General features: G+C 46.1%; 18 protein-coding genes and 2 tRNA genes. 11 read left to right on the top strand and 9 right to left on the bottom strand.

Features of this window, described 5'->3' with window-relative positions:
• Positions 1-81 precede the first annotated feature (81 nt).
• Positions 82-885, top strand: coding sequence for a hypothetical protein (locus tag B7L70_RS01530; RefSeq protein WP_081226141.1), 804 nt, complete (start codon positions 82-84; stop codon positions 883-885).
• A gap of 337 nt (positions 886-1,222) precedes the next feature.
• On the opposite strand, the gene B7L70_RS01525 is transcribed toward B7L70_RS01530, so the two are convergent.
• Positions 1,223-1,322, bottom strand: a tRNA-Gly gene (locus B7L70_RS01525).
• A gap of 159 nt (positions 1,323-1,481) precedes the next feature.
• Between B7L70_RS01525 and aroC the strand changes: the two genes are divergently transcribed.
• The 5 genes from aroC to aroE all read left to right on the top strand — a co-directional run bounded on the left by aroC (position 1,482) and on the right by aroE (position 6,603).
• Positions 1,482-2,579, top strand: a complete 1,098-nt coding sequence (gene aroC / locus B7L70_RS01520) for a chorismate synthase (RefSeq protein ID WP_081226140.1) — start codon at positions 1,482-1,484, stop codon at positions 2,577-2,579.
• A 196-nt stretch (positions 2,580-2,775) separates the two neighbouring features.
• Entirely contained in the window at positions 2,776-3,756 is a 981-nt protein-coding gene (locus B7L70_RS01515; protein WP_081226139.1) for a chorismate mutase, read from the top strand.
• Positions 3,753-4,748 (top strand): 3-deoxy-7-phosphoheptulonate synthase, encoded by a 996-nt coding sequence (gene aroF / locus B7L70_RS01510; protein WP_081226138.1) that lies wholly within the window; start codon positions 3,753-3,755, stop codon positions 4,746-4,748. The genes B7L70_RS01515 and aroF overlap by 4 nt, the downstream gene beginning before the upstream one ends.
• Positions 4,745-5,797, top strand: a complete 1,053-nt coding sequence (gene aroB / locus B7L70_RS01505; RefSeq protein WP_081226137.1) for a 3-dehydroquinate synthase — start codon at positions 4,745-4,747, stop codon at positions 5,795-5,797. Before aroF ends, aroB begins: the two co-directional genes overlap by 4 nt.
• Positions 5,779-6,603 (top strand): shikimate dehydrogenase, encoded by an 825-nt coding sequence (gene aroE, locus B7L70_RS01500; RefSeq protein WP_081226136.1) that lies wholly within the window; start codon positions 5,779-5,781, stop codon positions 6,601-6,603. The genes aroB and aroE overlap by 19 nt, the downstream gene beginning before the upstream one ends.
• On the opposite strand, the gene B7L70_RS01495 is transcribed toward aroE, so the two are convergent.
• The gene (locus tag B7L70_RS01495; protein WP_081226135.1) at positions 6,565-8,049 is read right to left on the bottom strand and encodes a zinc ribbon domain-containing protein; all 1,485 of its coding nucleotides are present in this window, start codon (positions 8,047-8,049) and stop codon (positions 6,565-6,567) included. The two genes, aroE and B7L70_RS01495, sit on opposite strands and share 39 nt — an antisense overlap.
• 134 nt (positions 8,050-8,183) lie before the next feature.
• Between B7L70_RS01495 and B7L70_RS01490 the strand changes: the two genes are divergently transcribed.
• Complete coding sequence (locus tag B7L70_RS01490) at positions 8,184-8,618, top strand: ABC transporter permease subunit (RefSeq protein WP_369907329.1); 435 nt, start codon at positions 8,184-8,186, stop codon at positions 8,616-8,618.
• Here B7L70_RS01490 and B7L70_RS01485 read toward each other — a convergent pair whose 3' ends face one another.
• Together B7L70_RS01485 and prpB are read right to left on the bottom strand one after the other, a co-directional pair.
• Complete coding sequence (locus B7L70_RS01485) at positions 8,619-10,607, bottom strand: 3-hydroxyacyl-CoA dehydrogenase/enoyl-CoA hydratase family protein (protein ID WP_081226134.1); 1,989 nt, start codon at positions 10,605-10,607, stop codon at positions 8,619-8,621.
• Positions 10,608-10,677: 70 nt separating this feature from the next.
• Positions 10,678-11,622, bottom strand: coding sequence for a methylisocitrate lyase (gene prpB, locus B7L70_RS01480; protein WP_081226133.1), 945 nt, complete (start codon positions 11,620-11,622; stop codon positions 10,678-10,680).
• An 84-nt stretch (positions 11,623-11,706) separates the two neighbouring features.
• On the opposite strand from prpB, the gene B7L70_RS01475 reads away from it, so the two are divergent.
• Together B7L70_RS01475 and B7L70_RS01470 are read left to right on the top strand one after the other, a co-directional pair.
• Complete coding sequence (locus B7L70_RS01475) at positions 11,707-12,465, top strand: SDR family NAD(P)-dependent oxidoreductase (RefSeq protein WP_081226132.1); 759 nt, start codon at positions 11,707-11,709, stop codon at positions 12,463-12,465.
• A 39-nt stretch (positions 12,466-12,504) separates the two neighbouring features.
• A complete protein-coding gene (locus B7L70_RS01470; RefSeq protein ID WP_081226131.1) occupies positions 12,505-13,704 on the top strand; it encodes an MFS transporter in 1,200 nt (399 codons plus the stop codon).
• Between the two features lie 23 nt (positions 13,705-13,727).
• On the opposite strand, the gene B7L70_RS01465 is transcribed toward B7L70_RS01470, so the two are convergent.
• The 3 genes from B7L70_RS01465 to B7L70_RS01455 form a co-directional block, all read right to left on the bottom strand.
• Complete coding sequence (locus B7L70_RS01465; protein WP_081226130.1) at positions 13,728-15,596, bottom strand: hypothetical protein; 1,869 nt, start codon at positions 15,594-15,596, stop codon at positions 13,728-13,730.
• 85 nt (positions 15,597-15,681) lie between these two features.
• Positions 15,682-16,479, bottom strand: a complete 798-nt coding sequence (locus B7L70_RS01460; protein WP_081226129.1) for an ABC transporter permease — start codon at positions 16,477-16,479, stop codon at positions 15,682-15,684.
• The gene (locus B7L70_RS01455; RefSeq protein WP_081226128.1) at positions 16,479-17,366 is read right to left on the bottom strand and encodes an ABC transporter ATP-binding protein; all 888 of its coding nucleotides are present in this window, start codon (positions 17,364-17,366) and stop codon (positions 16,479-16,481) included. Before B7L70_RS01455 ends, B7L70_RS01460 begins: the two co-directional genes overlap by 1 nt.
• A gap of 108 nt (positions 17,367-17,474) precedes the next feature.
• On the opposite strand from B7L70_RS01455, the gene B7L70_RS01450 reads away from it, so the two are divergent.
• A tRNA-Leu gene (locus B7L70_RS01450) sits at positions 17,475-17,590 on the top strand.
• A gap of 175 nt (positions 17,591-17,765) precedes the next feature.
• Positions 17,766-18,593, top strand: a complete 828-nt coding sequence (locus B7L70_RS01445; protein WP_081226127.1) for a hypothetical protein — start codon at positions 17,766-17,768, stop codon at positions 18,591-18,593.
• A gap of 27 nt (positions 18,594-18,620) precedes the next feature.
• On the opposite strand, the gene B7L70_RS01440 is transcribed toward B7L70_RS01445, so the two are convergent.
• Together B7L70_RS01440 and B7L70_RS01435 are read right to left on the bottom strand one after the other, a co-directional pair.
• On the bottom strand, positions 18,621-19,241 hold the full coding sequence (locus B7L70_RS01440) for a hypothetical protein (RefSeq protein ID WP_081226126.1): 621 nt from the start codon (positions 19,239-19,241) through the stop codon (positions 18,621-18,623).
• Between the two features lie 12 nt (positions 19,242-19,253).
• Positions 19,254-21,158, bottom strand: a complete 1,905-nt coding sequence (locus tag B7L70_RS01435) for a S16 family serine protease (RefSeq protein ID WP_081226125.1) — start codon at positions 21,156-21,158, stop codon at positions 19,254-19,256.
• Positions 21,159-21,307 lie beyond the last annotated feature (149 nt).

The raw sequence follows: 21,307 nt of genomic DNA, 5'->3' as shown, positions 1-21,307 counted from the left end.
ACTTTAAAACCTTCTTTATCTCCTTATAGGAGCATTTACGTAAAAGAAGCTTTAAAAGTAAGACATAACATCACGAAATCGATGAGGACTTCCTTAATCATCGCCGTGGTCCTGATTGTTTTGGTTATTGCCATTGCCGCCACCTACCTATTGATGAACCAAAATAACCCAGAGAAAGCCCTCCTAAATGCAAGGAAACTATTATTGAGTAATAATTTCACTGGTACATACGATATATCAAGCATAGTTAAGACATACCCTCCAGGCTCGTCAACACCAAGGGTTGTGCAATCCAGCGGTGTCGTCATAATATCAAGATCACCAGCACTCAATGCCACGGTAGCAAATAGCACGGGGATATCCTTTATAAATGGAAAAAGCGTGAGCTCAAGCGTTATAAATGCCTATTGGTTATCTGACGATAAACTATGCCAAGTATTAATTGCATACGCACCTAGTAGTGGGATTATTAAGTACTGCATACCCTATAACAACTACACAAGGTATCGCTTCCCCTTCTATATAACCAAGGAATTACTGAGTAATGCCACGTACGTTGGCGAAGGCTCATGGAATGGCAAAACCACGTACTGCTTCGTATCAAAGATAATGGCAATAGAACCATCAATAACAATCTCGCCACCCAACGGAACAATCATAGGGCCACCCTGGAGTGTCATAACTACTAACGCGACAATTTGCATATTAGGTAATGGTGTAATTGCCAGCTTAATCGAATACACATACGCAGTGCCAACCCAACCCTCACTATCCGCCACCACAGTAACCATCACCAACGAAACCCTCATAAGCTACTCCCTCACATTCAACCAACAACTATTCAACCAATTAATGCAACTAATGAACAAAACAGAGCAAGGTTAAACAGCCAAAACCCTACAATATTGTTTTAAGCCACGTCAAAATTACGTTCTACCACAGAACGCTAACACTCTAGTTTCTAGAAATAGAAATAAGCGAAACCATGAAAGTACGCCATGATTGAGAAGGATTACGGAAAGCAATACAGTGAACGCATTAAGGCCATACCAATACAGAAGACCTAAGTATAGTCAATTAACCACCAATGATCACGGACATCACAAGTACTAGATAAAGCCGTAGCCGCATTGACAGGCCCAACCATAATGCCCTTACAACAGCACACCAAGACAACGCTGAGCACATGCATGCAAAGCAGAGAATAAGCATTACAACGTCTTGGTGCGGCCGCCGGGATTTGAACCCGGGTTCTGCGGCTCGGGGGGCATATGGGGGATTGGGCACCCTCGCCATCCTAGACCAGCCTAGACGACGGCCGCTACCTTATCCTTACTATTATGATTTTTAAATTTTCCCCGTGGATAACGGCTTTGGCGAAACCCCTCTCTTTATTGGTGCAGTGGTTCATCTCCATGGTTTGTTATTTTGGGTTTATAAATTATTTAATGCTTATATTTACCTCAATAGTTTTGGTCTTGATGAGTAGTATTGGTGTTTTGTTTAGGATAGTTACGTTCGGCGAAAGTCATGGTGTTGCCATTGGTGTTGTGGTTGATGGTGTGCCTGCTGGTGTGGCTGTTAGTGAGGAGGATGTTAGGAGGGAGCTTAATAGGAGGAGGTTTTGCCACATACCTGTCCTCAACCCTAGGTGTGAGGATGAGGAATTCCAAATACTCTCTGGCATAAAGGATGGGTTTACTGAGGGTACGCCTATAGCCATAGTCATTTGGAATAAGAGGGCTATCTCGGATTATTATGAGGAGCTTTGGATGAAGCCTAGGCCGAGCCATGCTGACCTAGCCTGGTACCTAAAGTTTGGTAGGTTCTATGACCATAGGGGTGGCGGTAGGGCTAGCGGTAGGGAGACTGCGGCTAGGATTGCTGCTGGCGCCATTGCTAAGGCTGTGCTTAGGCAAACCATTGGTGTTGAGGTTAGCAGCCACCTGGTTGAGTTGGGTGGTGTCTCGATTAATAGGGATGATTATACCTTTGAGGATGTTGTTAAGGCTTGGGAGAAGCCGCTTCCAATGATTGATGATGAGGCCGTTAAGAGGGCTGTCGACCTGCTCATTAAGACAGCCACCGAGGGTGATAGCGTCGGCGGCATAGGTGAGGTATTAACCACCGAGGTGCCACCTGGCCTGGGTGAGCCTGTTTTCGATAAGCTTAAGGCAGATCTAGCGAAGGCGGTGTTTTCGATAGGTACTGTCGTGGGTGTCGAGTTCGGGTTAGGCTTTAGGTTGGCTAGGATGAGGGGTAGTGAGGCTAATGACCAGATAGTGCTTAGGGGTGGCAGGCCAAGGCTTGAGACGAATAGGGTTGGTGGTTTATTGGGTGGCATGAGCGTTGGTGAACCAATTAGGTTTAGGGTGGCCTTTAAGCCAACGCCAAGCATTAGGAAGCCCCAGAGGACTGTTGACCTAAGCAAGATGGAGGAGACAACCATAGTGTTTAAGGGACGTTATGACGTATCTACAGCGCCGAAAGCCTTAGTTGCTGCGGAGGCCATGACGGCTATTGTTCTCGTGGACCACGCGATGAGGGCTGGCTTAATACCTAGGGTTGTTAAGAAATAGGGTCCTAGCCCCTGAACTTTATTGATTCCAAGTCGCCATGTTGTGGGTCCAGGTGCTTATTTTATGGTAACGCTTAAAAATATAGCTTCTTTAGAGCTTTGGGGGTACCTATATGGAATATCAATATCGTTAATGGGGTCGGCTAAGGCTTTAGGTGGTGAATCAATAATTATTATGTATTACATGGGTGATGTACATGCTGGATGCCATTAGGGGTGAGGTTGACCTATTAGATGAGGAGCTAATTAACCTAATAATTAAGCGCCTAGAGCTCGCCAGGAGGTTAGGTAATATCAAGAGGAGCCTTGGACTTTCTATTGTTGATAAGTCCCGCGAGAATGAGGTTATTAATAGATGGGTTAGTAAATTGAGGAGTGCTGGGTTGAATGAAGATGTCGCCTATGAATTGGTTAACGCAATAATTAAGGCCTCGACCTACGTCCAGGTTGGCGGCAACCTCGGTATTAACGTAACCATAATTGGGTCTGGACGCGTTGGTAGAACCATGGCAAGGGTTCTTAACCGTGTTGCTAACGTGTCACTTATTCATCTAAATGATAAACCAGCTAGGTCTGATGTGTTCATCATGGCTACTAAACCAACACGTGATTCTGTGGATTTTGTAATAAATAATGTGGAGGTAATTCGTGGTTCAGTGCTTCTGGATTTATTCTCAGTGAAATCTACCTTCTTTACCACGTTTGAGGACTTATCGATTAAACATGGGTTTCATTATGTGAGTGCCCATCCATTGTTTGGTGATGTTGGTGAACCAATTAGTGAGAGTATAGTCCTGATACCGTCTAGAACGAGTGGTGATTACCTAAACCTTGTTAGGGATTTATTTAGTAATGCGGGTTTAAGCGTTGTAATGCTGAAGAGTCCTGAGGAGCATGATAGGTTAATGGCTTATCTACAGGTTGCCCATCACACAGCCTTACTGGCACTCTATGCGTTGCTTAGGAATGCGGGGATTGACTTAAGGGGGCCCTTGTTGACGCATAGCCTTAAGTACACGGTCAGGGCTATAGAGAGGGTGATAACGCAGTTGGATGTGGTTTATGAAATACAGAGGCTTAATCCGTACTCAAGCTCCGTTAAGGAGGAGCTTATAAACACGTTGAGACTCGTTATTGATTTAATGAGTGAGGGTAGATTGGATGAGGTGGTTAGATGATTATTAAACCGACACCTAACAAGGTTGGGGATCTCACCCATGCCTTAGATAAGGCGGGTATTTGGTTTAGGGAGGTTAGATTGTTTGGCGAGGATCTTATCGTCACATCGCCGGAGGCTAAGGTTGATGAGGCACTTATAAGGAGCGTGGATGGGGGCGCCGTCATAATCAATGTAAAGGCTAGGTATCAACTCGCAAGCTCTGAATGGAGAAGTAAGACCATCGTGAACGTTAGTGGCGTTAGGATTGGGGATGACGGTGTTATTATTGCCGCGGGACCTTGTGCCGTGGAAAGTTATGAGCAGGTTAGGGAGGCTGCCGTAGCCGTTAAGGAGGCTGGTGCTAGGATGCTCAGGGGTGGTGCGTTTAAGCCGAGGACCAGCCCGTATAGTTTTCAGGGTCTTGGTGTTGAGGGGTTGAAAATACTTAGGAGGATTGGGGATGAGGTTGGCTTGCCTGTGGTTTCCGAGGTTATGGATACGAGGATGGTTAAGACAATCAGCGAATACGTGGACATGCTACAGATTGGTGCTAGGAACGCCCAGAACTTTGATTTGCTGAAGGAGGTTGGTAGGTCAGGAAAGCCTGTGCTCCTGAAGAGGGGTTTGGGTAATACCGTGGAGGAGTGGCTCGAGACCGCCGAATACATACTGCTCGAGGGCAATAGTAATGTGGTGCTCTGCGAGAGGGGTATTAGGACCTTTGAGCGATCCACAAGGTTCACACTGGATCTTGGCGCGGCTGTGGCAGTTAAGAAATTAACGCATTTGCCGGTATGCGTTGACCCATCGCATCCAGCAGGTAGGAGGGATTTGGTCATACCGCTGGCTCTAGCCGCCATAGCTGCTGGCGCAGACATGCTACTTATTGAGGTACATCCAAGGCCTTGGGAGGCATTGTCTGATGCTGAGCAACAACTAACCCCTGAGATGTTTAGGGAGTTGATGGTTAAGGGTAGGGAGGTCGCCAGGGCCATTGGTAGGTACATATGAGGGAGTTCACGTACAAATCACGGGATGGCGAGGTTAGGGTTCTCATAAACGTGGATTACGCCAGGTCATTGGGGGAATTGATACGTGAATACACGGGTTGCGCGGCTCTTGTGTCGAGGGGCTTACCCGACGCCGTAAAGGTCGATTGCCCAACAATGATTATTAATGATGGCGAGTCGGGTAAGGACATAAACACCGTCATAGGCATAATTAAGTGGGTCCATGGGTTAGGTCTCGATAGGGATGGCGTGCTCATTGGCGTTGGTGGTGGTAGTGTCCTCGATACCGTCGGTTTCTCAGCGTCAATATACCTAAGGGGTGTGGATTACATAAACGTCCCCACGACAATGCTATCCATGGTCGACGCATCGCTTGGCGGTAAGACTGGTGTTAATGCCATGGGGATTAAGAATGTGATTGGCGTGATCAGGCAGCCTAGGGCTATAATCGTTGATTTATCATTCCTAAACACATTACCAGTGCATAACTATGTTGATGGGTTTGCTGAGGTCATAAAATATGGTGTAACGATGGATGGAGAGTTGCTTAATTACGTTATTAATAATAAGGACGCATTGTTGAGTAAGGATAGGGGTGCGTTGGAGTTCGTTGTGTATAAATCATTAATTAATAAGGCATCTATCGTGGAGAGAGACGAGTTGGATAAGGGTGGTGAGAGGGTTGTCCTTAATTATGGGCATACGGTTGGTCATGCTGTTGAATCAGCCACCGAGTTCTCGGTAAGTCACGGTAGAGCCGTTGCTCTGGGCATGATTTGCGAGGCGAGGGTTGGTGTTAAGCTTGGTCTTACAAACCCTGATTTACCAAAGACCTTACTGAGCGCCTTGGATAGTTACGGTTTAGTTACGAAGATTGATATTTCAAACATTATTGATTCGGTGACCAAGGCAATATCCAGGGATAAGAAGAAGAGCGGTAATTTCCTGAAACTGCCTGTGGTTATTGACGTTGGTAAATGGGAATTAGTTAGGATTAGTGTTGACGAGTTCGTAAGGATGGTGACGAGTGAATGCAGGTCTATTCCGTAATTGGTTACCCGCTGACCTATACATTATCCCCGGTGATCCATAATTACGTATTTAAGGCCTTGGGTAAGGACGCCATCTACGTGCCACTTAAGGTATCCCCAGGCAGGCTTAAGCACTTTATTGAGTTCGCAAGAGATGCCTTAAGTGGTTTCAATGTAACTATGCCCCATAAGGTCCCCATCGTTGATCTATTGGATGACACCGTCGGTGCGGCCCGCGTCTTGGGTAGTGTGAATACTGTGATTAACCGTGATGGTGAGTTGATAGGCTATAACACGGATTATGAGGCCGTAAAACAAGCCCTTATGAACAGAGGTTATTCGGGTGAGGATTCGTTAATTATCGGCGCAGGTGGTGTTGCCAGGGCCGTGGTACTGGCATTGGCCGATTTAGGCTGTGGTAGGATTTATGTGGCTAATAGGACTGTGAGTAAGGCCGAGGAATTATGCTCATTAGCCAATTCACTGGGTATGGATTGCAAGGCACTGGGTATTGGGAATGTTTCTATTAAGGCATGGCTGCTCATTAACGCAACACCCCTAGGCATAAGTGAGGAGTTCCCAATAGACCCCGTTAGAACAGGGGCGAATTTAATCCTTGACCTAGCCTATACAGTAAATGGCGATACGTCACTCATAAAATTAGCCAAGAGGCACTCGATAAGGTACATAGACGGCCTCGAGATCCTGGTGAGACAGGCGCTTGAGGCTGACAAGATCTGGTTTGGACCATTCGAAAAACCAACCTGGAATGAAGTATTCTCTGAATTAAATAAACAGTGTGCACTGACCTCCTCCCTGTCTTGAAAGGGTGTGGGAGGTTTCCTCGCCGCCACCTTCATTTTGCATCTGGTGGTGGTTCATGGGTTTGGCCCGGGCCAGCATTGCGGGCCATTCCTCGCTGGCCGTTAGAGTCTTGAGTATTGCATATAGGTGCTGTATGATGTATTTGGGAATGATTAGGTTTGATTTTCCTTCGTATTTTCTCCAGTTCATGTTCCTGCTCAAACCCTTTAAACTCCACCATACTCCCTTTGTCCACGCTTTCGGTGTAATCTTCCAAAGCATGTTTGTTACTGACGCGTAGTCCCTATCCACGAGGTGCCCGAGTGGGCACTTTAGTACATGCCAATCATCTGTTCTCTCAAGCCTTGTGAAATGGATTGGACACACTCTACTGTTTCTGTATGATGAGGCACGAAATATCTTGGAGCCGCGCTCCAAAGCCTTATCCCCAACCGCTTTCTCAATACTCTTGAATGGTGTCTGCTTTATGCGGTGTCTTGTTTCGTTCCTCCTGATTTCATTAATCATTGATTCCTGTGGTTTCTCGCCAAGCTCCTCGGTGATTATGATTGCCGGTGTTTTTGTCAATTCATTGGCGATTTGCCTAACCCTACCAACCTTCCTAACCCTCTCACGCAACCTCTTCATGTGCTTCCTAAACTCTCTCGTGTTTGTTATGTTTATGTATTTACCGTTTGGTAATGCGAATCTAGGTTTGAGTCTCTCGATAATCGCGTTCCTAACCTTCTCATATCGTCTCGCCAATCTGCCGAAGTCTGTCCTTATTGTATAGAGCTGTGGCATGAGATACTGCTTGTTCCAGTTAGTAACCTCGTTCACAGTAGTTAGCAAGTCAATCCTACCAACAGCAACAGTATTCTCGTTAATGTCGAAGGTAACGACTGATTTTGGTTCTTCCTCCCTAGGCTTCAGCTTGAAGATGAATATGGCGTACCACTTGTTCAACCTACGCTTAATCAACAGCGTAGACGCTAATTCCGCCTCTCCTCTCAAAACCCTCCACCAGTAGAGCCAGAAGCGCTTGTGTGGTCTGAGCCAAACCTCCCTCCTCTCGCCAAGCAGTGATAGGCTGAGCCTGACTGGGGCTGTTGAGTTGATGAACTTCCCATAACTCCAAGCCATTTCGGTGAACCTAATGGACACAGCCTTAACCTCAGGGTATGGTTTTTGTGCTAAGCCCTTCCTCCTCCTCTCAACGAATGACTTGGCGATTTGCGCTGCTTGTCTGATTGCCTGGATGATTAATTGCGAGTTAAGGCTTGAGTACTCCAGCCTATACTTGCGGTAAAACAACCTCTGGAGTTTATTCGCACTCGTGACATTGTTCTCAACAGCGTACTCGACGACCTCACGAACAATGCTGAGATACATAGACTCAATGGAGTGGAGCAGCTTGTTGAGTTCCCTAGTAACCTCAAGCTCAACAGCCACAGCCCTACACAACATCCACAAGAAAAGCAACAACCAGGCTTAAAAGCCACTCACGACAAGAAGGGGCGAGGCTTGCCATTAGCACGCTATCGCTATTAATTCTCGTCTCACCAATATCCCCAATACCCATCGTACGTAGGCTACCCCTGGTGGATACCATATGGGGTCTCGTGGCAGCCTACTTCGTGGTTTCGGCGCCAATAGCGACTGGGGCAATTAAGCAGGTCTTTGATGAGTTAGACCCAACGTATGAGTACGTGGGTTTGACGCTTGGTCTAAGTCAATGGGGTGTTTTCATGAGGGTTGTGGTTCCAATGACGCATAGGGAGTTGTTATCCTCATTCATGATTGCGTGGGGTAGGGCTGTCAGTGAGTTTGGCTCAATAGTAATACTCGCTTATTATGTGGTGAATCCACCATTATTTAATTACGTGTATCCACTACCAATACTCATATGGTACACCTACGAGGTTTATGGATTACCCATGGCACTTGGTTACGCATCAGCCTCCTTAATAATATCGATTGTGATACTGGTCCTGGCAGAAATAATCGGCGGCGGAAGTCTTCGATTTAAACCCTAGCTATTCACCGGTGAACTTGGGCCTCCTCTTTTCCAGGAATGCCCTCACGCCCTCAACCGCATCCTTGGTGCTAATCGCGACACCAAATAATGAGGCCTCGCCATTCAATGAGCTCCATATTGGCGCTTCAATTCCATAATTAATGGCGTACTTAGCTAGCATAAGCGCCAACGGTGGTTTGGACGCGAGATCCTTAACCCACCTCCTAACCTCATACTCAAGTGCATGTTTAGGAACGACTCTATTAACGATACCGTACTCAAGAGCCTTTGTGGCACTTATTTGCTTACCCGTGAGTATCAGCTCCTTACTAATGCTAGGATTCGTTAGCCTTGTTAACCTCTGTGTACCCCCGGCGCCAGGTATTATACCTAGATTAACCTCAGGTTGTCCGAGCAAGGCGTCCTCGGATGCGATCCTGAGGTCGCAAGCCATGGCTATCTCTAACCCGCCGCCTAGGGCATAGCCATTTATCGCGGCTATCACGGGCTTCGTATAGTACTCAATCTCTAGAGTCATTGAATGGTAATGCCTCATTGCCTTGAACATCTGTATTGGTGATGTGTTTTGGAACTGGTTAATATCAGCACCTGCGCAGAATGCCCTACCGTTGCCCGTAATAACCACGACCTTCACCCTTGGGTCATCCTCAACAGCCCTCAATGCTTTCACAATTTCATCAGACATCCTCTGAGTCAACACGTTTAGTTTATCCGGCTTATTGAACACAATCCATGCGGCAGGTGGGTCAACCCTAAGCACAACCTCCTCAAACCTCCTCTCCTCAACCTCGGGGTAGTCCCTGAATCCTTTACCAGCCTTCCTACCTAACCTACCAGCCTTCACATAATCAAGAAGTAATGGGTCTGGTTCATACTCCTCCCAGCCGCTAACGCCTCTGAGATTGTTTAGGGCATCCACAATATTATCGAGTCCAGCCTCATCTGCAAAATCTGATAGGCCCCATGGGTAGTTAAGGCCGAGTTTAACGCTTTTATCCACATCATCTACTGTGGCGACGTTTTCCCTAATTAGCCAAGCCAACTCATTAATTGCAGGTGCTATTAACCTAACAGGGTCTAAGTCAAGCCCCTGGTCAGGTAAGACCTTGGGCTTAACGTATTGTCCAGGACCTGGGTATTTATAGAAGCCCTCGCCAGTCTTCACACCAAGCCTTCCTTTATTCACGAGATCCTCAAGCAATGGGCATGGATGCGCCTTGAACCCCCTCTCCATCATTGCCCTGACTATGAATAAGCTCGTGTCAAGACCTATGTAATCAAGAAGTTCGAAGGGTCCCATGGGCAGGCCAAGCACGTTCCTGGCCATCGCATCCAGGTCCACAATCCTGGTGCCCTCCTGAGTAACCTCACGGCATGCCTCAAGCATTACCCTAAACAGGACCCTATTAACTATGAAACCTGGCACATCCTTGTTGACAACGACAGGTTCCTTACCGAGTAATCTCGTTAATTGGATGACAATGTTCATAGTATCATCACTGGTGTACCTACCTCTTATGATCTCGACAAGTTTCATTAATGGTGGGGGATTCATGAAGTGCATGCCTGCAAACCTCTCCCTTCTCCCAGTGGTCTCAGAGAGCTCGGTTATTGGTATTGTGCTCGTGTTTGAGGTGAATATAGCGTGAGGCGGCGCATACCTATCGGCCTCGCTGAACAGCCTCTTTTTCAGCTCAGCATTCTCGGGCACAGCCTCCACTAGGAAGTCCACGTCCTTGACAGCCACTGCTAAGTCTGTGGTTGTACTTATCCTAGCCATTATGGAATCAACACTCTCCCTCAACTCGCCCCTCTTACTTAGTCGCTCAAGACTATCCCTAATTCTATTAAGGGCGTTCCTAAGAATCTCGTCAGATACATCCATGAGCCTAACTTCGAAACCCGCCATTGCAAATACCTCGGCAATTCCGTGACCCATTGTGCCGGCGCCGAGTACCGCAACCCTTCGAATACCCAAGCTTGACATACGGAATAATTAGGATGTCTCATTATTTTAATATTACCATTACACGGGTTATTTTACGAGCAGCATAAGTTCATTGCTGCCTTAACCTTAGTTTGCCCGCGAATTTCCTATTGACCTCCTCATCCAATTCCTTATCCCAATTCTCGTAATCCCAATAATGGATTACTTCATACTGCTCCTGCCTAGTGATCATCTTATCAAGCAAGCCCTTCTGGGTACCCTTCTCCTTAAGCTCAATGAGCGCATCCCTAACAGCCTTCATTGCCACCCTGAATGTAGTCACTGGGAATATCACGATCTTATAACCCATTTCCTCAAACTCCTTAGCCGTTATGTACGGCGTTTTGCCGAACTCAGTCATGTTTGCGAGTAATGGTACCTTAACCTCCCTTGCAAACCTTTCGAACTCCTCCCTACTCTCAAGAGCCTCTGGGAATATGACGTCAGCACCAGCCTCCACGTAGGCTTGTGCTCTCCATATTGCCTCATCTATGCCGTAGACTCCACGGGCGTCTGTCCTGGCGATTATTAGGAAGTTCTCATCCCTTCTAGCCTCAACGGCAGCCCTTATCTTCTTCACCATCTCATCGGTGGAAACAACGTGTTTACCAGAGAGGTGTCCGCACTTTTTCGGTAATTCCTGGTCCTCAATCTGTATTGCGGATGCGCCTATCGCCTCGAACTCCCTCACCGTCCTGACAACATTCAGCGTCTCGCCAAAACCTGTGTCGGTATCGACTATCACGGGTATGTCGACGGCGTCGGTTATGTACTTCGTGAACTTAACAAGCTCATCAAGCGTGAAGACGCCAAGGTCTGGCAGACCCAATGAGCTGCTGAATGCGGCACCAGATACATACAGCGCCTCAAAGCCTAGTTGCTGAATCATCAATGCCACGAAGGCATCGAAGGCGCCTGGTGCCACCACTATGCCGGGCTTTGACAATCTATCCCTAAACCAAGCCCTAACCTCGTGAGGATTCCTCTTAACCCTCCTAAGTAATACGGCATCCATCAACAGGACTACCCAAGCCTCATTATTAAAGATTAAACACATCATTAACAAAGGGTTTTTGTTAGTGAGCGGCATCAGAGATTGATGTCGAGATTAAGAGGCAAGGTTGTGTTGATCACGGGCGCGTCGAGGGGTATAGGTAGGGCTATAGCCGAAGCCGTGGTCGCCGAGGGTGCTAGAGCGATCATTAATTATAGGTCCTCAAGCAGGGAGGCTGAGGAGCTTGTTAGAAGGCTGAAGGAGAGTGGTGCTGATGTACTTGGTATTAGGGCTGATGTGTCTAGGGAGGAGGATGTTGAGAGCATGTTTAGGGTCGTTGAGGAGAATTACGGTGAGCTGTACGGCATTGTTAACAATGCAGGGCATGGATCAGCTATTATCTGGAATAAGGGATTCAATGAATTAACATGGGGCGACTTCGAGGAGGTAATCAACGTTGATCTAAAGGGTACATTCCTATGCACCAAGTTTGGCATCAGGCTTATGAGGAATGGTGGTTCAATAATCAATGTAGCATCGATTTCGGCAAAAACAGGGGATACGATGGGCATACCATACCTGGTAGCCAAGGCTGGTATAATCGCACTTACGAAATCTATGGCGTTAGCATTAGCACCTAAAACTAGGGTCAATACGGTAGTTCTTGGTAGTATCAAGACTGGTTGGATTAATTGGTTAAGTGATTCAGAGGTTGAGAGATTGATTAGGTATATACCCATGGGTAGGCTCGGACTACCTGAGGAGGTTGCCAGGGCTGTCGTATTCCTACTTAGTGATGATTCGTCATTCATGACAGGGCATGCGATAGTCATCGATGGTGGTGAGTGCACGGCATGCGATTAAGGAATTTAAGACCGCACAATCAAATGCGCATGTAGTCAAATGCGTAAGGACGTTTATTTACTCATTGCGTCCAGGATGTTGAGGAGTATGGCGTTTGGCTATTTAACATTCATAATACCCCTATACCTACATGCGGTGGGTTTCTCAGCAACCCTTGTTGGTGCGTACTTCTTCATAGCCACGATTTCGTCAGCACTGCTAGTATTGCTTTCAGGCTTTATGGGTGATATTATTGGTAGGAGGAATTCGTTAATTATAATGTCAAGCCTATTCATAATCTCAATGCTTATATTCAATATAACCAGCAATAAACTATTACTATTCCTAACATCCATCTTCGGCACAACCACGGGATCGGCTGGCGGGGGTGGTGCTGGTGGTGGTCCCGTCGCGCCGCTGCAGACCTCATTACTCGCCGATTATACTGAGCGTGATGAGAGGACTAAGGTCTTTAGTTTGGCGGTATCCATTACCATGGTATTTACCCTACTTGGTTCCGTGGTATCCTACCTGGTTTTAAGCATGGGTTTTAACGACATTGTGCTTTTCAGGTTATCCCTAGCCTTAAGTGTTGCATCGCTATTCTTACTATTCCCAATTGCTAGGGATAGGCCCAGGGTTAAATCACTTAATATTAAGAGTGTTATGCCGAGGAGGTCATCTAGATCCATAACTAAGATAGCAATTGCAGGTTCCCTGGGTAGCCTTGGTCTTGGAATGGTTACACCATTACTACCGCTGTGGTTTAGGCTTTATCTTCATGCAAGTGAGATTGAAATAAATAGTATGTACACGGCATCCTACGCGGTGTCGATAATACTCATGATGTTCGCAAGAAGAATTGAGGTCTTCCTGGGCAGGGTTAGGGCGATCACAATACTTAGGTCATTATCCACAGTAGCATTCATAATAATGGCATTAATACCCATATTCATAGTTGATGCAGCCCTTTACATAACCAGGGTGGCGCTATACATGATAACAATCCCACTGCGCCAATCCCTATCAGTTGATATTATTGATGAAAGCGAGAGAGCAAGGGGTTTATCATTAACAGGTGTGGCGCGTAGAATTCCATACGGTGTCGGTAGTAGTATTGCCGGTTTATTGATGGATTATGCCGATTACCTCCTATCCATGTTGATTGGCGGTTCAATCGCCCTACTGGATCCCATACTATATTTCATATTCTTTAGAGGGTATGATAGAGGTAGTACTTCAATTCCTAACAGCAAATAATATAAGGTTTACAATTACCTTAACTACCAATTAAAGGGTATTGTGGAATCCGTAGCCCGTACCTGGAATTGCAACTCCTCATGGTTAGTCAGCGTTAGATAACCCATGTACTGCATGCCTACAATGAAGGTTTGCGATCCCACGCATGTCAATGCCGTCTCCTGGGACCCCATTATGCTGGAATTCGTATTCAACTTAGCGGTTCCCATAACGCCGTTGTTGGTTACGTACAACGTTATCGTTAGGATCCCCTGCGAGTTCGCGCCTAGCGTGAGGACGTTGTTAAAGTTACACTTAAGCCCGCCCAGCACAAGGCCGCTTATGTACAGGTTGGTCTGTGTTGGGTTCGTTACAAGTAGTGATAACTCTATGGAACCATTGGCACTTAACCCAAGCTCGATTGGTCTGGCCTGAGGTTGTCCCTGGCTGACGCCGGTCATGGGTATGTTTCTGCCGGGGCCTGGCATTGTTGCATTAAGGCATCCAGCCACTATTGATTGTATACTCGAGTTTAGGCCTATGAAGTAATTATTTATGGCGTTGATTGCCATCGGCGGGGCCACCGTGCCGTTGAGTATGGAGTTTATTTCCGAGTCTATGACTGAGCTTAAATTACCGTAGATCCTAACCCAACATAACATAGCCTCAGTAGTACCTAGCCCATGTGCTTTTAATTGCTTAATCAGCGTCTCGTTGAGCTTCTCGATATTGTTACTGCTAATGTTGAGTATGGTTGATACATACCTTATGCGTTCGCCATATTGACTAGCCAATGCTACGCAGGTGTTTATGCTGGCGTTTAGGGATGCTATGTTACCTGCGATTGCGTTATTGAGCATTACATTGCTGCATGCATTACCCATGCTTGCTAAGTAATTGCTGTAATTAACATACCCAAGCCTAAGTAATACCTTGGACTCCTCATGCAGCTTCATGATTGCCTTAACCCCAGTTTTTGCGAGGAGCTTAAGTGCCTCCTCCCTGGTTAAGCACGTGGTATACGCATTAACGAGTTGCTCTGGGCCTATTGTTCCCGCAGCAACGCTGGGTATTAAATTATTCACTGCGGATAGGCATGCACTGACGTTACCACTCACGTAGGACCAGGCACTCGCACCTAGTGTGCTTGTTATGTTTAGGTACGTGGAATTCACACCGCTCATTAACTGCCCCTCCCACGTGCTCATTATCAATCGTAGGTACTCCTCCCTAACCCCTGGACTGCTCACCACCTTAGTGGTTACGGAGACCTCAGCCCTTAATAACGCCAACTGTGCTTCAGTGATGTTTTGCGTATACTCCGCACTCTTTATGCTTAGGTATAGGTTGTTGAGTATGGGCGTGACAGTCTGTACCGTGGCGCTGAGCCCAGGGCTTATCGCCACCGCCGTGCCGAGTGTGGTGTTGAGTAGAGACACTACCCTTAGCGACTCCTGGATGTTTCCCGAGTTAACGTAACCACCTGCATAACCTAGTGCGTTGAGTGTTAATGCCGTGGTTACATTGCTGTTATTTAGTGAAGTCTCAACGTACGAGTTGAGGTTAGTTACTGTATTGGCGTAGTTGCTTATGATTAGTGATGTATTGTTTGATATGTGGCTAGCCATTAATTGCGCTGATAATGCTATGGCTTGGTTTAGGAGGGTTATTGCCTCTACGTAATTACCAACCGACGCCTCAGCCTGTGCCTTACTTATTAATTGGGTAACAGATGTAGTATTAATACCATACTCACCTAGTTTATTTACCCACTGCTCAGCGATTTGTAAGTGAACCTCATAGGACACCTCAAGGCCCATTGAGGCTTGGACAGAGGTTTGGGCGTGCACTGTGGCCACCACAGCTATTGAGAGGGCCAGTGCCAGTACCATAATTACTATTTGCGTCCTCATCACCAGGGAGTTCTCACACCGATATTTAAGGAATGGTGCGTGGAAAGACCGTGGAAAGCCAGGAAAAGCCTGCTCAAACGAGCACCTAGTACATGTGCACTGTGCCCTCCCTAAGGATTCTACTGAATGCGTAATTCGATAATGAGATACCAATCACTAGATAGGCCAGCGTGAGCACAGCCAATGGCCATAGGTAACCCAGCAATTGTGGTGTGCCGTAGTTATTGAGCATGGCTTCTCTAAGGCCTGATAATGCCCAGGTCAGCGATAACGAGTAACTAACGTACCTCAACCACGTGGGTAGGATGGATACTGGAAAAACCACACCACCCAATAGGTTTGAGGCGACTGAGGTGAATAGTGCCACGGGGTTTCCCTGCTTAACAATAAGCACCACAGCACCTGCTATTAGGTTTAATCCGATTATTGATAATAAGTAAAGTAGTAGAAATAATAATGTTGATGCGGCGTTAACGTGGTATTGAACACCAAGCCCAACGCCTATGGCTAGCACCATGATGGCGCTCATGGAGTTAATGACCAATCCCCATATGGTATTATACATCATTAATGCCATTGGCTTTAGTGGTGATGCCACTAGGTACTCCAGCGTACCAATTAATTCCTCGTTCCTGATACGACCAGCTAGCGTAACCACGGATGCTGAGAAGTACCCTTGAAATGCTGTGCCTATTACCATGAATGCCGTATAATCCCTAATCAATGAGAATTTACCAAAACCGAGGGTTAGTCCAATGAAGAAGTATATGAACACAGGAATCACCCAATTAATGACTGTCAGGAAAACCTGGGTCTTGTAACTAATCCACATCTTCCAACCCCTAATAACAACGAAGGCATAAACCCTATCCAACACACCCATCACGCCCACCCCTCCCTCCTCCTCATAACCCTCTCCATCCTACGTGCATTACCCTCAGCCGTGGCGACCTCAACGTCGATATCCACTACCCTAACCCTACCATTGAGCATTGCCAATCTACTTATTAATTCATTGAACCTATCAATACTTGTCACCACCACATACTCGCCCTGCCCAACACGCTTCACGTTAAATCCATCAAGGTTAACGACATCACCCCTGATTAGGACTTTAACGGTCTTAAGGGCTGGTGCTTCATTCAATATTCGCTTATTGATGTAAATCACCGTATCGGCAAGCTCTATCTCCTGGGGATCGTGAGACGCAAGTATTATTGTCTTCCTACCCCTAAGACCCCTTAGGAAATCAAGTATTGCGTGCTTAGCATCCGCATCAATGCCGCTGGTTGGTTCATCAAGCAGTAGCACGTCGGGATCGTGTATGAGCGCCCTGGCAATCTCCAACCTCCTCATCATGCCCGTGCTGTATGTGGCGACCCAATCATTAGCCCTTTCACCAAGACCCAAGTCCCTAAGTAATTCAATCGCCCGAGCCCTGGCCTCCCTAAGCGATAAGCCATACAACGCCCCAAAGAATACTAGGTTATCCACTGCGGAGATTCTCCAGTAAACTCCACGATCCATGGGCGTCATAAATCCAACCCTGCGCTTAGCCCTTGGGTCCGTAGACCTGTAACCATATACCGAGACATAACCACCGTCGGGAATTAATATACCAGCCGCTAGCCTAAGCAAGGTTGTTTTGCCAGCTCCATTGGGGCCAACAAGCACGACAATCCTGCCCTCGGGTATTTCCAGGTAGACATCCTCAACAGCAATAACGTGACCAAACCTCTTGGTAACATGATTGAACACAACAGCCGACACTTAGTCGTTATCGAAAAATACACTTATAACTCTTTCTAATGGTATTGAACAACGTTTTCGTAAGTTCGTAAGTAATCTTTATAAGTTTGTGACTGTGCATCCAAACCCGCGGGGGTGCCCGAGCCAGGTCAAAGGGGGCGGACACCTCAGGTCAGTTAAAAGAGGCCGCACTTAAGATCCGCTGGCGAAGGCCTGCGTGGGTTCGAATCCCACCCCCCGCACCAAATAAAACTCATTAATTGTTATTTTGGAAATTGAAATTTAATTGCATTAATTCGAGATTTAATTCGGGATTATGCTTTATTTCTTTGTAAAATTTCTTTAATATACGTTGATTAATGATATTTTAATCCTAAGAATCACGTAATATTTATAAAGATTTCTCAAAAAATGTATCCCATGACGGCAGCCGTGATATTACAAGCAACAACGTCTGTATGGACTGCTTTATCGAGCATGTTGTCTACGATAATACTTGCAATACCATCCATAATACTGTTCATAATAATAGCGTTGATAGGTTATGCCATAGCCGTTATCGTGGCGAAGGTAATAAAGAGGCTCCTGCCAATGCTGATTAAGCAGGCTGGCTTGAGTCCTGAGATTGTGAGTATCATTGCTGGTGCTGTTGAGGCGTTCATAATACTCATTGCCTTGGCAATCGCATTCTCCGTACTTAACCTCGGGCCCGCTACCGTGTGGGTTGCCATGATTGCGAAGTACCTGCCATCACTCGCAGGTGCCATAATACTGTTAACCCTCGGCTTGCTCCTCGTTGATTTGCTCGTGGACTACATGCAGAAGAAGATGGGTACCACCGATGAGTTACTCGGTACTATAATCAACGTGTTGAGGTTCGGTCTTTATGCGGTCATAATAACGATAGCGGCTAACCTAGCCATATTCTATTGGATACCGAATATAAGTCCGTACCTATTTTACGACATAATAATCGCATCCATAATACTGCTCTTCAGCTTTAGCATCGTTAACAAGGCAATTAATGACCTTAAGAAGGAGCATCCAGAGATGGGTAGTGTGCTTGGTTATGCTAGGCTCATCTTATACGCCGTGTTCATACTGGTTGTTGTTGCAATAATAGTTCAGCCGTTTGCGAATATAACGCAAATAATATATGCCATGTCATGGGGTCTGGCCATAGCCTTCGGCATAATAGTCATACCACTCATATACGCACTCGCTAAGAGGCTTGTTCAATCATCATAATAATAAAAATAAGGCAACGCTTCAAAATTAAAAATCATCATTACCTATCTTGGGTAAATACGGAAGCCTATACTGGAGCTTTACGTAAATTTTCACCCAATCAATCTTGAATATTACCACTGCCAAGGCCGTGAATATGACAGCCATGATGACCTGGAATAGGGATATGCCTATGCTATATCTAAATGCTGTGTATATTGATGAGAATAGCAATAGCTCTATCGGTATCTCAACGGAGCTCTTTATGACCTTACCAACTAGAACGTAGGTGTTTAGCTTTAATGGGCTTATAATGGCCGCCCCAGCCCCTATGTAGAGGTAATCATCAAGTGGAAGGCCCGGTATTGCGGCTAGTACGATTACCAAGATCCATAGTGGTGCCTTGTTCGATAAGGCTCCTATCAATCTGACAGCGCTCGTCTTCCTCAACGGCCTCTTTAATGCATAACCCAACGCGTAGGATACGTTCTTTGATATCGCAGCGCCCACGGCGGTCACAATAATTACTATTAGGGTGTTGTAGGGGGAGGCACCAATGCTCAGTAGTAACAGTGAGGCGTAAACGGTGTAGGCCTCGCCGAAGAATGGTAATGCATTGCTTACGAAACTTATTATGAATACCGCAATTAATGCGTATATGAAATCCATACAAACCCCGGCTTATTCATTAATTTTTAGGCTTTTTAATGAAAATATGGCGACACCCACAGCCAATGCCACCAACGCTATGCCAACCACTAAGAATGCCATGTTGTAGCCAGTTAATGAGGTGTTTTGAATATTGAATGACGCATTGCTCACATTTATTGATTGTATATTAGTTATTATGAAGGGCGTACCACACGAGTTAGTTGATGCGGCTAGTTCGTAAAGTGCCTGTGAATACGATGCGGCTAGTTCATAGAGTTGGAGCGCTGCCGCTAAATCATTGATGCCACCTGTTGAGTTGTAGTCGTTTAGGTAGTAATTGCCGAAGTCTATGTAGGATATTGCAAGCATTGGGAATAGACCGCATCTATTCTCGGCCTCGTACGTGTTGAATACCGCTAACTTCCTAACGTACTCCGTTATATTTATTAAATAACCAGCACTTTCCTGCCCATTGATTGTTGGTGTAAATAGCGAGTGCAGCATTACGTCATTACTCGATATTGCATCAAGGCTCTGCGCCAGGGCTAGTGGGTAAAGCCCATTTTGGTAATTGTTTTGGGCATTCTGAACCTCTTGCGTTATGGAATTCATCCACTGCTTTATATTAGGAAGATTAGTAAGACCGACAGCGTTCAATAGTGAGATTGTGTACTCAGTTATTGACTGAGCATAGACCAGGTACATACTCGTTAGTTCCTCGAGATAATTAGTCGATATTGGTGCACCACCATTTATTGCGTTGAGTACTGCAAGCCAATCACCCAAGGTCTCAATCCTAGCCTTAGCATATGCTAAGTTACTTATTGCGTCAGCAATATCGTTCGTTGCCAAGTCCTGGCTTGCAGCCGTTAATGACTGCTGCGCATCCTCAATCCTATCGTATATTCCAATTATTATGTCTATGTTTGCCGTGGTTACATTGTAGTGGGAAACGGCGTCACTATAGTAGTTGAGTTCATTATTTAATTGGTTAAGTAATCCGTAGAGTTGGCTTGTGGTATAATTCTGCATCTCATCTTGGTAATAATTAATTAATCCTTGGAAACCGAGGCTTGCCGCTGTGTAGTACATGCCCTGGTTTGCATAATTGATTGCCCGTTCTACGTATTTGGAAACGTTTGGGTCCGTGGAATTAATGGCCCCGCTCTTAATTAACCTGTCATATATTCTCATCCAGAGGAATTTCGTAATATTGACGTAGGCCGTATTCTTCAACTCCTCGCTTGATATCGATGGTATTGTGAGGTTAATACCAGTGAAGTAGTAAATGGCTTGCCTAACGCTCATTATGGGTATAACATCCACACCAAGGCTTCTACCATAACTCACTAGATTAATGACCTGCCCAGTACTCGTTTGGTACTCCTGCTGCCCATACGGTATCAACACAACCTCGTAGCCCTCCTGGGCAGCGGCCTTTATTTTAGCTGGCAACCCTCCCACTGGTCCTATGGACCCATCTGGCAATATCATGCCGGTCATCACGACGTCGGGATTTAATGTATGGTTTGTTATTAATGCCCACATGGCAACGGTCATGTAACCACTGGCTGATGGTCCGCCGATCTCGAGGGTTGTTGGTTCCACATTTATTAGGAAGTTATACTTATTGAATGGTTGGTTCGCCAAGTATGTGGCGACCAGGGCAGCTATCTGTGATGATGAGATGAACGTGCCGCTCTCGGCGGTTGGTAATGGGCTTGAGGCAATGTACACATAGCCCGAGCCTAGCGTCATTGCTGTTACTGTTATGTTTATGACAGCACCTGTGTCGTTTGAGGATACTGCGAGTGCATGTATTGTTATTGATCTCGTATAAACCTGTTGCCACTCAGTGGCTAATAATGCCGCGGTTAACAATGCCACGGTTAGGGATAAGGTTAATATTACGATTATTCCAGCCCACCTTCTCATACGACATGATCAAGGATCCCGTTATTAATAAAGCTTACACACTTCCTTAGCGTATTTAATTCCGTGGCTTTAGTGATTTTTGAGTTCATGTAAGTAGGGATATCAATACCGCCTTTGATGTATGAAGCCTATTCTCCGCCTGATCCCAC

The sequence above is a fragment of the Vulcanisaeta sp. EB80 genome, from assembly GCF_002078205.2.
This window is presented reverse-complemented; position numbering and strand designations above follow the sequence as displayed.